At 56.8% G+C, this 14,525-nt stretch carries 12 protein-coding genes; 8 read left to right on the forward strand and 4 right to left on the reverse strand.

The genetic code is table 11. The annotated features are described in order from the left end of the window. Positions 1-104 precede the first annotated feature (104 nt). From Poly51_RS03195 to Poly51_RS03205, 3 genes are all read left to right on the forward strand, one after another. Complete coding sequence (locus Poly51_RS03195; protein WP_146454145.1) at positions 105-1,220, forward strand: hypothetical protein; 1,116 nt, start codon at positions 105-107, stop codon at positions 1,218-1,220. 94 nt (positions 1,221-1,314) lie between these two features. Beyond that, the gene (locus tag Poly51_RS03200; protein ID WP_146454147.1) at positions 1,315-1,578 is read left to right on the forward strand and encodes a hypothetical protein; all 264 of its coding nucleotides are present in this window, start codon (positions 1,315-1,317) and stop codon (positions 1,576-1,578) included. Next, positions 1,575-1,844 carry a hypothetical protein gene (locus tag Poly51_RS03205; protein WP_146454149.1) on the forward strand — a complete coding sequence of 90 codons (270 nt, stop codon included), beginning with the start codon at positions 1,575-1,577 and terminating at the stop codon, positions 1,842-1,844. The genes Poly51_RS03200 and Poly51_RS03205 overlap by 4 nt, the downstream gene beginning before the upstream one ends. Positions 1,845-1,898: 54 nt before the next feature. Here Poly51_RS03205 and Poly51_RS03210 read toward each other — a convergent pair whose 3' ends face one another. After that, positions 1,899-3,008, reverse strand: a complete 1,110-nt coding sequence (locus Poly51_RS03210) for a DNA glycosylase AlkZ-like family protein (protein WP_186775314.1) — start codon at positions 3,006-3,008, stop codon at positions 1,899-1,901. 175 nt (positions 3,009-3,183) lie between these two features. On the opposite strand from Poly51_RS03210, the gene Poly51_RS03215 reads away from it, so the two are divergent. The 4 genes from Poly51_RS03215 to nadA all read left to right on the forward strand — a co-directional run bounded on the left by Poly51_RS03215 (position 3,184) and on the right by nadA (position 8,195). Further along, a complete protein-coding gene (locus tag Poly51_RS03215) occupies positions 3,184-3,864 on the forward strand; it encodes a histidine phosphatase family protein (protein WP_146454154.1) in 681 nt (226 codons plus the stop codon). 2 nt (positions 3,865-3,866) lie between these two features. Beyond that, positions 3,867-5,057: a hypothetical protein gene (locus Poly51_RS03220; protein ID WP_146454156.1), complete on the forward strand. Its 1,191-nt coding sequence runs from the start codon at positions 3,867-3,869 to the stop codon at positions 5,055-5,057. A 111-nt stretch (positions 5,058-5,168) separates the two neighbouring features. Then, positions 5,169-6,944: a M48 family metallopeptidase gene (locus Poly51_RS03225; protein WP_146454158.1), complete on the forward strand. Its 1,776-nt coding sequence runs from the start codon at positions 5,169-5,171 to the stop codon at positions 6,942-6,944. Positions 6,945-7,079: 135 nt separating this feature from the next. Continuing rightward, the gene (gene nadA, locus Poly51_RS03230; RefSeq protein ID WP_146455149.1) at positions 7,080-8,195 is read left to right on the forward strand and encodes a quinolinate synthase NadA; all 1,116 of its coding nucleotides are present in this window, start codon (positions 7,080-7,082) and stop codon (positions 8,193-8,195) included. A 123-nt stretch (positions 8,196-8,318) separates the two neighbouring features. Here the strand turns inward: nadA and Poly51_RS03235 are convergent, their stop codons facing one another. Then, positions 8,319-9,572, reverse strand: a complete 1,254-nt coding sequence (locus Poly51_RS03235; RefSeq protein ID WP_146454160.1) for a M64 family metallopeptidase — start codon at positions 9,570-9,572, stop codon at positions 8,319-8,321. Positions 9,573-9,721: 149 nt separating this feature from the next. On the opposite strand from Poly51_RS03235, the gene Poly51_RS03240 reads away from it, so the two are divergent. Continuing rightward, on the forward strand, positions 9,722-11,224 hold the full coding sequence (locus Poly51_RS03240; protein WP_146454162.1) for an aldehyde dehydrogenase family protein: 1,503 nt from the start codon (positions 9,722-9,724) through the stop codon (positions 11,222-11,224). A 98-nt stretch (positions 11,225-11,322) separates the two neighbouring features. Here Poly51_RS03240 and Poly51_RS03245 read toward each other — a convergent pair whose 3' ends face one another. Continuing rightward, positions 11,323-12,423, reverse strand: coding sequence for a hypothetical protein (locus Poly51_RS03245; RefSeq protein WP_146454164.1), 1,101 nt, complete (start codon positions 12,421-12,423; stop codon positions 11,323-11,325). Positions 12,424-12,745: 322 nt separating this feature from the next. Continuing rightward, positions 12,746-14,251 carry a trigger factor gene (gene tig / locus Poly51_RS03250; protein WP_146454166.1) on the reverse strand — a complete coding sequence of 502 codons (1,506 nt, stop codon included), beginning with the start codon at positions 14,249-14,251 and terminating at the stop codon, positions 12,746-12,748. Positions 14,252-14,525 lie beyond the last annotated feature (274 nt).

The following is a 14,525-nucleotide window of genomic DNA, read 5'->3' on the forward strand; positions in this document are numbered from 1 at the left end:
CGACCGAAAATTCGTCGTGGAAAATTCGTGAGGCACTTTGGCTGATCATCGGTATACTTTGGGGACACGCCCGTTCGTCATTCGCCACCGCTGGTGGGATGCCCATGCCACTTGTGCCCTCGTCGACTCCGCCCCAGCCTGATCGGTTGATTCCCGACGCCGCGCCGCCGTGGGCCGTTCCCGTCGGATCGGTCGCTGGCACTCGGTTTAGTTTGTCGTATGGCATTTTCATCGCGGCCGGTATCGTGATGGCGGTGGTCGTGATGGCTTCGGGACAACCGGGCAATGGTGACCTTCCGCTAACTGCCGCAATTGCAACGGCAATCTGGGTCACCGGTTGGGGCACGCAAGTGTTGGCGTACACCGCCATCGCTTGGATGGTTGGCATGCGAGTGGGTGAAGTGACGCTTGGTTTGATCGGTCCCGAGTCGCCACCGCGCCGATGGTCGGCCGTTTCAGCCATTACCGTTGCAATGGGGACCATGATATCGTTGTTGGTTTTGGTGATGGTGTTTCGTTGGATCGGTGGCGGCTTTCAAATGCCGACGATCGGCCCTGCGGATTCCGAAACGATCCCGGGCACCGGCACCATCGAGGCATTGGCGATGGGATCACCCGACGCGATTTGGCGGGCGGCGGCGTGGCTGTGTTCGCTGCAATTGTTGTGTCAAATGTTCCCGCTGCCGAGAACGTTGGGGCGACAGACTTTGGCCGCACTGACAGCGATCTGTGGGCGACGTTTGGATCTACCGACTCAAGTGCAACTTCTCGGTCGTGGCTTAATCGTCCTATCGATGCTGACGTTGGTTTCGGCCATTTGGTTTCTGTCCGAAACGGCAAACAGTTCCTCCGTCGAACGGGTGCCTCGATGGCCGTTGCTGTTTGCGTTGAGCATCTTGCTTTGGATTTCGTCACGCCGCAGTGACGTGTCCGAATCGCTGCGCGGTTTCGCACTGGCGTCGGACACCGTGTCGCAATCGGCGCCGGGTCGCACCAACGTGATCACCAAGATCCGCCAGTCGGCTACCAGTCGTCGACGACACAAAGACTTGCAGGCCGCTGTCCTTCGCGAACGGACCGAAGCGGTCGATGCGGATAGGTTGGACGGCATTTTGCAACAGCTTCACAACGAGGGTATCGACTCGCTCAGCGACGAAGATCGAAAGATTTTGAGCCGCGTCAGCGAACAACTTCGCAAAGCTCGCCAGCAACAGTCCTAGTCGTCGCCTTCCGCCGCAACACCTCGGCCGCCGTTGGGCTAGAATCTGCATCAAGATTCCCACTCACAGCCAACGTTGATCAAGGCCCGACCGGATGCGCCCATCGCTTTTCGTCGTCTTTCTTTTTCTCGGGGCCCTCTGCGGCTTCCCAGACGTAGCCTTGGTTGCCCAAAAAGTGGTCGATCTAGCCGCCATCGCCGGACTGATGGTCACCATCATTTTAAGGATTGAGCGGAAAACAACTGTCGTAATTCCGGCACTTTTGCCCGAGATGTTCGCGACGGACAAGAGTGCCCATCATACATTTATTTCCCGCTCGATCCTTAGCCAAGTGCTTCCTTTGCGAGCCGACCTGTGATTTGGAAATCAACCGCGGACGAACGGAGTACCGTATCGGCCGGCTGCATTCTGGCGATCGGATCGGCGCTGGTGACTTCGTTCATGTTATTCATCAACGGTTCGTTGGTGATGGCTCTGATCAGCGTCGTTTCACAAGCCGGTCCCGAATGGGCTTCCAACGCACAGTTGTCGCAATTCCTGCTCTTCACGTTGCCGGTGATTCTCGTGATCATCGAATGGATGATGATCGATTACGTTCGAACGCGTCTGCGCCAACGACGTTAGTTTGTCTCGCTTCATCACCCAACGAATATCGGTGCGGTTTCAACGTGACGCGATTCAAAGCGTAAGCTCCCAAGATCCACTTTCAAGGCCCAGGAACTTCGTCATCGCTTCCACCTCGGCTTCTGCTAGCGAACGAAAGTCCTTCGCCCTAGGCCGGCCTTCGACGTATCCGAATTCAACGTGCAAACGATCGTCGACGACTTTCGCGTTGGCCCAGCCAACCACTTGATCTCGCCACAGTACGGGCATCGCATAGTAGCCCCGCTCACGTTTCGCCTGCGGGACATACGCTTCGAATCGATAGGTCCAATCCCAAAGCATCTCAAATCTCTCGCGATCGCGGACCAACGGATCAAAGGGAGCAAGGATTCGAACTCGCGAGGGAATTTCGTCTGCCATCCAATCCCTTCGTCGCCAAAGATAGGTGACACCCGCGACTTCGACTTCGGCCAACGCCCCTGTCTGAACCAAGGACTTCACCGCAGCTAATCGGTCGGCGCGCGACGGAAGCAAATGGTTGTGGCTTCGCAGTTCGGAAACAAGAAAACGCTCGGTCGTCGGTCCAAAGACAAAAGAAGTCGTTAGGGCGAGATGGCGATATCGTTCCAACGCATTGGAAGGTTGCTCGCCCGGTTGCTCATCGGTGTCCGAGGGAACTTCGTAAACCCGAATTCCCTTTTCCCGACGACTGACCCGCAAGTATCCATGATGATGAAGTCGGTCTAAGGCTTGCTTCGTTTCCTGTGACTTGCCGCCCCAATAGTTCGTCACGGATTTGCGACCGAATCGATCGTCCAATCCACGCGGATGAACCTCGCCCATTTCGGTGACCGCGCTGAGAACGTCACGTTCCAGTTTCTTTAGCTTAGGATGCGGTCGATGTCGAAGGCTTCGCCAGACCTCGGGCGTCATGATCCCATAAGCGAACAAGTAGCCTTCTTCCGCATCCAGTTGGGGGAACCTTTGTTCCAAGTCTCCCGCACCGTATCCGACAACACGTTGCCGTAGCACCAAATCCTGAGCCCGGGCCGGTGATCGAATCGGGTCAGCCTGGACGAAATGCAATTTCTTCAAAGCGTCGGCGACACGATTGAATTCAGGGAATGAACCAGCAACCACGCGCCGCCGGAACTCGCGTATTCCCAGTGCTTCAACCATCTTCATGTCCGACTCCAGCATTCCATTGGGGTATCACTTCGTAGAACGAAACGGTCGATGACCCTAACGCGATAGATTCGATAGGATAGGGCCTTTGCCCACAAAACCAAGACTCAACAATCCTCAGTGCGAGCCCGAATCGTCGGCGCTGGCGCGGCGGTTCGCAGAGAATTTTTCACCCATGCAACTTTATCTGATTCGACACGCCGAAAGTGAGAACAACGCGCGGGCACCGTACTTGCGAGTCGAAGACCCGGCTATTACCGCGGTCGGTCGGTTGCAGTCCGAATGCCTGGCATCGTGGATCAAGTCGCTGTGGATCGACCATCTGATCACCAGCCCGTTCCTGCGCACCCTCCAGACGACTCGGTTCGTTACCGACGTGAACCCCGCAGGCGTCAACATTTGGCACGATGTGTTCGAACGAGGTGGCTGTTTTCGTGGATATGGCCCTGATGCGACGGAAGGCGGCATCGGTTTGGGGCGTCACGAGGTCGCGCGGCACGTTGTCGAAGACGCGACGCGCTGCGTCGTCGATGAATCGATCGGTGAATTGGGTTGGTGGGGCGGCAAGCCTCGCGAAACGGACGAGGAAGCGCAGCAACGTGCGACGCGAGTCGTGCGTCGCTTCGTTGATACGTTCGGTTCGTCGGGAAAGACGGTTGTCGCCGTGATTCATGCCGACTTCAAACGCGCGTTGTTGGCCGACATGCTTGGCGTGACGGCTGATCCGACCATTTTCGGGGCCCTCCGCAATACCGGAGTCACTAAACTGGATTACGACGGCGATCGTTGGACGCTTGATTGGTTCAACTCCGTCACCCATTTGCCCTCGAAATTGATCACTGGTAACGAAACGTAGCGATGACAGGCTCTTCACCGGACCAAGTTCGGATCGCACGATTGGAATCGTTGGGGGAAACCAGCGTGACGCAACGCAGCGATGTGCTGCGATCGACGAATCCGATCGTCGGACTGACCAGCAGCCGACTCGGTCGCGACGTGTTTGTTCATCGACGACTGTGTCAGTTTCTGTGTCGCAGCCTGCTCGATTGCCGAACCGCAGACGCCAGTGTTGCCGTCGCAAAAGGGTCGGCGATCGAGCCCTGGGCCGTTCGCGCGGCCAAGCTCTTCAACGTCCCGCTGCTGTTGATTTCCGTCGATGAGAATGACGGTGACATAAGCGATGTCGTGATCCGCGGAATGAAGGTCTCGCGAGACGCTGCGGTCATCACGCTATCCGATCGTGTCGATGCGATTCACGTCCGCAAGGGCGGTAACGTCGAGCGTCACTTGCGCGATCGCATCCTGCGATTTCGCGATGCATCCACTCGCGTGGCGGTATCGGTTGACTCGGGTGACGCGTCCCAAGGGCTGATCAAGGACGGTGCGATCGGATGGTATCTGGGTGGACGCGACGAAGATCCCGCGCCTGATTTGCCACTCGATGCGACGCAATTGCCACGTGGCCCGACGCAGTGGATGCACACCGACGGTCAGTGGCTGGTGCATTGCACGCGAGCTCGCCAGGGGCCTTGGCCAGGGGAAACTGTCGACCAGTATCGAGATGCCGTTCTGACGGATCATCCCCGTGCGACGCGGCGAGGCCCGATCGATGCACTGCAGCGCATCGTGCAATCCCGATCCTTGATTGCGTCGGCCGTCACGACCGCAAAGAACGCACCGGTGGTCTGTTTTTCGTCGCTGCCGATGGCCCAGATTCTACAGCGACGATGTTTCCGGCCGCACCTGGGTCGATGGGACTACGAACCGTTTGGAATCGCAATTCGCACCTCCGCACTTATCAAGATGGGTGTAAAACCCGTCATTTACGGACAACCCGGCGATCGATCGGCTATGCATCCCGAGGACCGCTATCGATTTCAAGCTGTTGGGAAAACCTACGACTGGCGTTCCGAACGCGAATGGCGATCGAAAACCGGAATCGACCTGGGAAGCCTGTCGCCGGATGATGTTCGCGTGTTTGCGAAGACTTCCACCCAGGCCCGTGATTCCCTTCACGGTTGTCCATGGCCGGTGACGTGGATCGAGTGACTCTTTTGAAACGGTCAAAAGGAAACACATCGCGAACACAACAGTCCGTTCATTCCATGGGGTATCATCGAACCCGTCGTACTTTGGCGCGTTGGAAGAGAGGGAAGGGAAATGAGCGAGACATTTCAAATTGCCTGTACCGAGTGCAAACAACGCCTGAAGGTGCGTCAATCGGCTCGAGGCAAGGTGGTCGCCTGTCCGAAGTGCAAAACGAGAGTACGCATTCCTTTGGCGAAGCCCGATCGTCCGTCGTACCCTTCGACACCCCAAGCAAACCTTCCAAAACAATCTCGGCAACAGCAGTCACCTCCGACCGCCGGCGCGCTGCAACCAACGAACACGCCCGCGCCAGGCAAGATGGCGAGCAAAGACGACGAAGACTTGCCGGTGGGTAAATTGTTGGGCAGTGTTTCCATTCCATCGCCCGAGTCGTTCGACTTTGGTGCAGTACCGCAGACCGAAGCCCAGCACGCCGATCAGCCCGATGACTTCTTTGGCATCGCGATGCCGCCCGCCCAAGCAACACCGTTTGTCGCACCAAAATCGCGGTCCGCGACAACACCGGCCATCGCCCCGGGGTCGACGCCCAAAGCAATTCAACAAGATTTGTCAAAGGTCATCACCCAGCAACTGACGGGCAGCATTCCCAACCACCGCGTTTCGCTGGGTTACCGGATCGGATTGTCGGTCAACGCAGTCTTTATGTTGATGCTGCCGATGGCCTATCTCGGTTTGATTTTGCTAAGCATCTATGGCATGTATCACTACACGTTTGACGTGATGCCGACGATGCTGCAGCGATTGCCACGCGGACGTGTGGCGATCATTGCGATGGCACTTTATTTGACGCCGATCATCGCCGGCATCACCGTGATCATCTTCATGATCAAGCCCATCTTTGTTGCCATCATTCAGCCCGGTGACCCTAGAAAGCGTTCGATCAATCGCGAAAATGAACCGTTACTGTTTGAATTGGTAGACCGCATTTGCGATGTCACTGGCGCACCGAAGCCCACTCGCATCGACGTCGATAGTGAAGTGAACGCGTCGGCATCGTACGGCCGAGGGCTGCGAAGTCTGTTCAGCAACGATCTGGTTCTGACGATCGGTGTCCCGCTTGTCGCCGGTTTGAACTCGCGAGAGTTTGCCGGAGTGCTGGCCCATGAATTTGGGCATTTTTCGCAAGGCGCGGGAATGCGAGCGAGTTACCTGATTCGTTCCATCAATCTGTGGTTCGCGCGAGTCGTCTACCAGCGTGACGGATTGGACGAAGCCCTGGACGAAGCGATTGCCGAGAGTGAAAACGGATTCGGGCTGATCCTGTTGGTCGCCAAGTTGTGCGTGACGCTTGTCCGGGGCGTGATGTGGGTGTTCATGATGATCGCCCACGCAACAAGTTGCTTTTTGATGCGACAAATGGAATTCGACGCCGATCGCTATGAAGCATTCGTCAGCGGAAGCGACACGTTTGCGTCCACAAGCCGGTCGATGCGACTTCTGGGGCACGCGCAACATGCGGCCATGATCGGTTTGACCGACTTGATCGACAAAGCAGTGATGATCGATGATCTGCCCAAGATGATCAGTGTGCTCGAGCGTTCGATGGCCCAGAAGTCGCGCCAAAGAATCTTGGACGGCGGCGAGAACGAACGAACGGGCTTGTTCGATTCGCACCCTTGTGATGCCGAGCGGGTCGTGGCTGCGGCGAAATGGAATGCGCCGGGCATGTGGACCGTCGAGCGACCGGCTCGCGATTTATTTCGGCACTACGACGGGCTTTGCCGCGGCGTCACGCAAGACTTCTATCGCAATCAAATCGGCCGTTTGATCGACCCGAACGAGCTTCAGCCCGTCGAGCAGCATCTGGCGGGCTTTTCGGCTTGGTGACCAGCCCGGGGGTCCCCGCCTACGTCCATCACCGGCGGGAGCCTATAATTCGGACGATATCCGCTTTTTCGCCCGTTCGAAGGAACCCGACCGTTGACGACTGACAACCTAGTCAAGCTGAATGCCAATCCCAAAATGGTTCACGAATTGGCACCGTACAAGACGCTCAGCAGCGACGAACTGAACACTCGCATTTCGGCGGTTCGTGAACAACTTGGCGAGCGTCTGTTGATTCTGGGGCATCACTACCAGCAAGACGAAGTCATTGCCCAAACCGACCTGCGCGGCGACTCGTACAAGTTGTCCGAGATGGCGGCGGCAAGTAAGGCGTGCCGAACGATCGTGTTCTGTGGCGTTCACTTCATGGCCGAAACGGCTGACATTTTGGCGAATCGTCCGGAGAAAGTTGCCGAACGCGACGGGGCGAAAGTGACCGTGATCCTGCCGGACATGGCGGCGGGTTGTTCGATGGCCGACATGGCCGGCATTGCGCAGGTTGAAGCGGCTTGGGCCGACATGGCGGAGGTGATCGATACGAAAAAAGTCATTCCGGTGACATACATCAACAGCGCGGCAAGTTTGAAAGCGTTCTGTGGTCGCAACGGCGGCATCGTTTGCACCAGCAGCAACGCGGCGGCCGTTTTGGATTGGGCATTCGCGCGTGGCGAACGCGTGTTCTTCTTTCCCGACCAACACCTCGGTCGAAACACCGCATTAAAGATGGACATCACCGAAGAACAGATGCCCGTGTGGGATCCGTACGCGCTGGAGATGGGCGGCAACACCGACGAGCAAATCCAAAACAGTAGAGTGATTCTATGGAAGGGGCACTGCAGTGTTCACCAGATGTTTCGCGCCGAACATGTACACGGTTTCCGCAAACAGCATCCCGGCATCCAAATTTTGGTGCACCCCGAGTGTCCGCGCGAAGTCAATGACTTGGCCGACATCTCTGGCAGCACCGGGAAGATCATCGACACCGTTCGCAAATCGCCGGCGGGCACCAAGTGGGCGATCGGGACGGAGTTACACCTGGTCAATCGATTGAAGGCCGAACATCCCGAGCAAGAGATTCACTTTCTTAGCCCCGTCCTATGCATGTGCGCAACGATGTATCGCATCGACTTGCCCCACTTGTGCTGGACGCTCGAGAACTTACGTGACGGGGCGGTCGTGAACGAAATCAAGGTCGACGACGAAACCACCAAGTGGAGTTTGATCGCGTTGGAACGAATGTTGGCCGTCAAGTAACGGGCCAGCCAACGTGGTCCCGCAACTCCGTTCGCGGAACGGAAACGGCAAAGCAGTTTACGTAGGTAAAAAGTACACCCAGCGAACGGAGTCGCAGGGCCACATAGGGTTACCCGAATACTTCTACTTCTTGCGGCGATGGCGGATTGCGATTGGTAAGGCTAACGCAATCGAAAAGAACGCCAACGAACTCGGCTCAGGCACAGCGACGACCTGCAAGTTCCACGAAACCGTCTGTGACAACTGTGACGGATCCGAACGCCACCAATCGAAGCTTCCACCGGTGAAGGATGAATCCAACAGACTGTCGTAGGCTCGAGCCGACAGCGTGTAGTCACCGCTAGCGAGTCCCAGCGACGCGATGTCAAGCATCGTTCCCGTCATTCCGCTGTCGACACCATCGATCAACCATTGGACGTTGATGACGCTGTCGTCGATCACGTCGACCCAAGCGTCATCGGAAATCGACAGCGTAAACTCGGTGTTCAGCCAATCGTCCAACGGATCGACCTCGTCATAAATCTTTGCGATGAAAGCTTCGCGACCGACGGCGTCCAGCGGCCGATTCAAGTTTCGCATCAGCGAGTTATTTGACGGCCTATAGATGCCTTGTTCAAAATAGCGGCCGCCTTCGTAGTAACCGATCGGTCCAATGTTGTTGTCGGGGTCGTCGTATCCGACCCATCGATCCCACTTTCCCGTGTTGGGGTTGGCAGTCACGTTCACTTCGCTCGGTTCGCTGCCCGATGCTACCGTACCGGCGGTGAAATACTCATCGGCCAACCTTGCAAACGAATGGCCGACTTCGTGAACGGCGACTTCGCGAGCGCTTCCGTTGCCACCGGCGTACACGGCCCACTGGCCACCACCGCCACCGTATTTCGCGTTGTTGACAATGCCGATTCGCATATCAACGTCGATTCCCGTTCCCGCGATCGCAGTGTTCACCGCCGCGTTAGCAAGCGAGGTGCTGAAGTACAGTAGCCGGTCGACGCCTCCGCCGAACGCGTAACTCGAATTCAACGCCGTATCGCGAACGATCCCGTTGATCGGATCATCGGCGCCGGATTCGTTGCTGATCACATCGACGCGGTGCAGGTTGAAAAAATTCTGGTAACGCGGAAAAGGATCCTTGCTGCCGAAAAAATAACTGACCGCCGAATCGATGTGGGCGGAATACGTCGTATTGATTTCCCCGGCCGTGTACCCGTCACCGATGAATACTAAATCGACGCGATTGGATGATTCACCACTCCGCGCAAGCGTCGTCAACTCAGCGGCGGCAACGGGGTTGTTGGATACCGATGGTATCGCAGACCAAAAAAACGACATCACAAAGAGCGGCATCAAACTTGGACGCATAGCAATTGAACGCATAGCAGTTGGGTTCCACGATAGAATGCGAGATGAGAGAGCGAACGCGGGTCGCGCTTAGGAAAGTCTAACGGGCTGACGTTCGCGAAGATACCTCGATCACCATCGTCCCAGAGGTATCCGAATCCCCCATCCCCATGCGAGGTCCTGCTATGTCCACCGCTGACTTGTCCGTCGTCCCCGAGTCATTGCGATCATTCCTCGGTACGCCGAAACAATTGTTGATTGACGGCCGATGGGTCGATGCAAAGAGCGGGAAACAGTTCGACGTCTACGATCCGGCGACGGATCAAGTCGTTGCCCGTGTCGCCGAAGGTGATGCCGCTGACGTCGATGCTGCTGTCTCCGCCGCTCGCCGCGCGTTCGATTCTGGGCCGTGGTCCAAGATGACCGCGTCGGATCGGGGACGCCTGATTTGGAAGGTCGGCGAGTTGATCGAACAGAATGCCGATCAATTGGCGGCACTGGAAACGATCGATAACGGTAAACCGTTCGGCGTCGCCAAAGCGGCTGACGTGGCCTTGGCCGCGGATATGTTTCGCTACATGGCTGGCTGGGCAACGAAGATCGAGGGCAACACGATTCCGCTGAACGTTCCTTATGCTCCGGGACGCGAGTTCCATGCGTTCACGTTGAAAGAACCGATCGGAGTCGTCGGCCAGATCATTCCCTGGAATTTTCCGTTGTTGATGGCAGCTTGGAAATTGGGTCCCGCGCTGGCGACGGGCTGTACGGTGGTGTTGAAACCGGCGGAACAAACTCCTTTGTCAGCGCTGCGATTGGGTGAGCTGTTGCTTGAAGCCGGCATCCCCGACGGAGTCGTCAACATCGTGACCGGGTTCGGCGAAACCGCCGGCGCTGCGATCGCATCGCACGATGATGTCGACAAGGTCGCATTCACGGGATCGACGGAAGTGGGCAAGCTGATCATCGGCGCGGCAACCGGAAACTTGAAAAAGGTCACCTTGGAATTGGGCGGCAAGAGTCCCAATGTCGTTTACGACGATGCCGATTTGGATCTGGCGATCGCCGGTGCGGCGGACGCGATTTTCTTTAACCAAGGACAAGTATGCAGCGCGGGTTCTCGTTTGTACGTTCAAAACGGAATCTACGAAGACGTGGTCGCGGGCGTCAGCGAGATCGCGAAAAATCTGAAAGTCGGAAGCGGCTTCGATGCCGGCACACAGATGGGGCCGCTCGTTTCACGCGAACAATTCAATCGCGTCACCGGATACTTGCAGGCGGGTATCGCTGAAGGCGCCGAAGCGTCCGCTGGCGGCGCGGCGATCGATGGCGCCGGTTATTTTGTCCAACCGACGGTGCTGAAAAACGCGACGGGCGACATGTCGATTGTTCGCGAGGAGATCTTCGGTCCCGTCGTCGCGGCGATGCCCTTTCGTGACGACTCCGAAATCGTCGGCAAAGCGAATCAGTCGGCGTACGGTTTAGCCGCAGGCATTTGGACTCGCGATGTTTCCAAGGCTCATCGGTTAGCCAAGGCGGTGAAGGCGGGGACCGTGTGGATCAATTGCTACAGCATCTTCGACGCGGCGTTACCGTTCGGCGGCTACAAACAATCGGGTTGGGGCCGCGAGATGGGCCACGCAGCACTCGAAAACTACCTGCAAACCAAATCGGTTTGCTTGAGTTTGTAGTGCTCTGTGTCGACTCCGTTAATACCCCACGCGGTTCCATGGTGGATCGGAACTTTCATGATGTCGGATGGCCGGCACCATGAAAGCTCTTCGCCGAGTTATCGTCGACCGTGGCCTCGATGACCTCGGTGGTGGCGTCCATGGCCGTTGCCGCCCGAGTGATTCGATTGTGAACCGAGTCCAAGTTCGGTCGTTCCGCCAATCGCGGCGGTCTCGGCAATCGTGACCACGTCTAGCTCGTTGGTGCTGACAACACTCAGGTCACCATCAATGGCTCCGTCGACTGCAACGGTGTTGTCGCCGCCAGTGAGCCGAATCGAAACATCGTCACCGACCGTCGCACCGCTGCCGATAGCGACATTGTCGTTTCCGTCACCACCATGGAACTTCAGGTCGTCTTGGATCGACCCGTCGAGCGAAAGCGAATTATCGCCGTCACCAAGCGAGATGGACGCAGAGTCACCAACGCTTGCCGTTGCCAGAATGTTCACGGTATCGGCATCAACGCCACCGCGAACTGCCAAGTCATCGGCGACTTGGCCTGCGATATCGACAACGTTGTTGCCATTGCCTAGTTTGATTTCGGCATCATCGCCTACCGTCGCAGCATCGCCGATCGAGACAGTGTCGTCGCCGTCGCCGACGCGGACATGCAGATCGCGACCAACCGCACCGTCGATCGAAACCGAGTTCGCGCCGTCGCCCAGACGGGCGCTTAAACTTCGGCCGATCGTCGTTCCGGCTTCGACAACCAGAGCATCGTCACCATCACCGGCGCGAACGCTCAGATGGCCACCAATCGCGGATCCGGCGACAAGCGTAAATGAATTGTTTCCGGCACCCAGCGAGGCGTGGATCCGATCAATCGCAACCGAGCCCGCCGAAAGGTCCACCGACACCGCGTCGTCCGTTGCCGAACCATCGGCGTCCAGTCGAATGTAGATGTCGTCGGAAACGCCTTCGACAAGCGTCACAATATCAGACTCAATCGCCGCAGCATCCGGTGTCTCGGGGTCCACAGGTGTCGCTGCTGATTCGGTGACTTGCAGCGTCCCATCGCCAAGGTCAACGATCGCGATGGCGCCTTCGGCGGTCCCATCGATAAACAAGTCACCATTAACAACTTCGATCGAAGCAGCGAGACAACGGCGGGTTTCAAGAGTTTCTAGACGGCGCAATTTTCTTGTTCGTGTTCGCATTTCTTCGACTCGTTTAAATTAGACAGAAAAGTAGATCGAGCGCTCCATTGCATTCGACTAAGGTGAAGAGGACGTTTCCAAGTGGAAAGTGTCACATAACTATGAAGATAAATTCAATTTGAATCCAGCGTCGTCAATCGTTGGGCGCACGAACAACACCCTGCACAGGCTGGGCGGCCTCAGTAGATTGCGTCGGTGGGTGCCGCGACGGCAAGCGGGTGGTTTTATTTGAAGCGAAGCGAACGATGGGTCGAGCCATAAAAAAACCTCGGCAAAGAATTTCTCTGCCAAGGTTTTTCGATCTGTAGTTAACCGACTCGCATCAGTCTTCCGGATCCCGTTCGGTTTTCTTTTCGGCATCCTTGGGAGTGTCGTCGGCATATTTCGCCGTCGGGATCGCTTCGCTGTCCTTGGTCGGCAACACGTTGTGGTAGACCGCGAACTCGCTTGGCTCTTCGCCCGCTTTCTTGTCGACCGGTTCTTCGGTGACCTTGGCGCTTTCGACAACCAGTTCGATGACTTTACGTTCGACGATCTGGTTGCGCAGGGCATCCATTTGTCCTTGCTTTTCCAAGCGGGCACGGACGCGGCGTTCGGGCATATCGCTTTGTTGGGCGATCAACGCGATCTCGGCGGCGTAATCGGCTTCTTCGGCGTCGATCTTTTGCTCTTCCGCGATCTGTTCCAGAATGAAGTGTTCACGCAGCGCAGCTTCGGTCGTTGCTTGTGCGTTTTGGCGCGAAGCGTTCACGAATCGGCGAATCATGTCGTCGTCGAAACCGTTGCGGCGAAGTTCCAAAACCTTTCGCTCCAATTCGCGACTGGTTTGGCGTTTCACCAACGTTGCCGGCAGTTCAAAATCGGCCGATCCGGTCAACAGATCGACGACTGTCTTGCGAACCGCTTGTTGAGTTCGGTAGTCAGCTTGACGAGTCAACGAATCGCGAACGAAGTCACGCAGTTCTTGCTCGGACTCGAAATCGCCCAGCTCTTCCAAGAACTCTGCCGTCATTTCGGGATGCTCTTGCTTCAAGACTTCGACAACCGTGAATTCGGCGTCTAGCTCCTTGCCACGCATCGCTTCGTCGTTGGCACCGTCGGCGACTTTGACTTTGCCCTTGCGGGTTTCGCCTTCTTTGACGCCGGTCATCAACTTCGCGAAGTCTTCGCAAACGGCGTCCGAGAAACTCAAACGATCGTCCAAGTCGACACGTTCTTCGTCCATCGTGGTCAGCACTTTGCCGCCTTCTTTGAACTTCGCGGTGACCAGCAACTTGTCGCCGGCTTCGGCCGCCGCATCCGTGGCTTCCAGCGTCGCGTAACGGGACAGGACGCGGTTGAGTGCTTCTTGAACATCATCGTCGCTGATCGTTTCGACCGGCTTGTTCAGTTTGATGCCCTTCCAGTCGGGCGTCTTGAATTCTGGACGAACTTCGATTTCGAACTGGAACTTGAAGTCGCCTGATTCGGGAATCTTGATCGCGTTGTAGTCAAAGTTCGGCTCGCCGATCGCGTTGAAGCTGTCGGCCTCGGTGATCTGGGCCAGGCTGTCCATCAACAGCGAACCCTTGACCTGTTCTTCGACGCGGTCCTTGAATTGCTTTTCAACAAGCTTGCGAGGAGCGCGGCCACTTCGGAACCCGGGCACCTGTGCCTCAGGAACCAATTCGTCGTAAGCGTTCTTGAGATATCGCTGAACTTCGGACTGTTCGATCGTCACGATCACTTCCCGCAGGCATGCCTGCGGGCTTTCGACTTTAATATCCAACTTCAGCGGTGTCTTTTCTTCAGCGACGTCGGTGAGTTGGGTCTCGGCGGAGGTGGACATCGGTGCGAAAGACCTCGGTTCTTTTTCTTAGGGCGTAGTGGGTAACGTTCAGCGGTTACGTTCAACACGGGAGTTTACCGAGAAATAGCGAAAACCGGCAAGCGGGGTCCGGACGGGACTTTTCGAATCTCGCGAAGTCCTTCCCGCTCCTTCGCGATTCCTCGCTCAAACGCTCGGGTTCCGGAATTTTTCGACCCGTCAAAAAAAACGTTGCGAAGAGGCCTTGCCGAGTGCCGATGCGATCTTATAATCTGCCTCTCAATCGAGAATGATT

It is taken from the genome of Rubripirellula tenax (assembly GCF_007860125.1).
GTDB lineage: Bacteria > Planctomycetota > Planctomycetia > Pirellulales > Pirellulaceae > Rubripirellula > Rubripirellula tenax.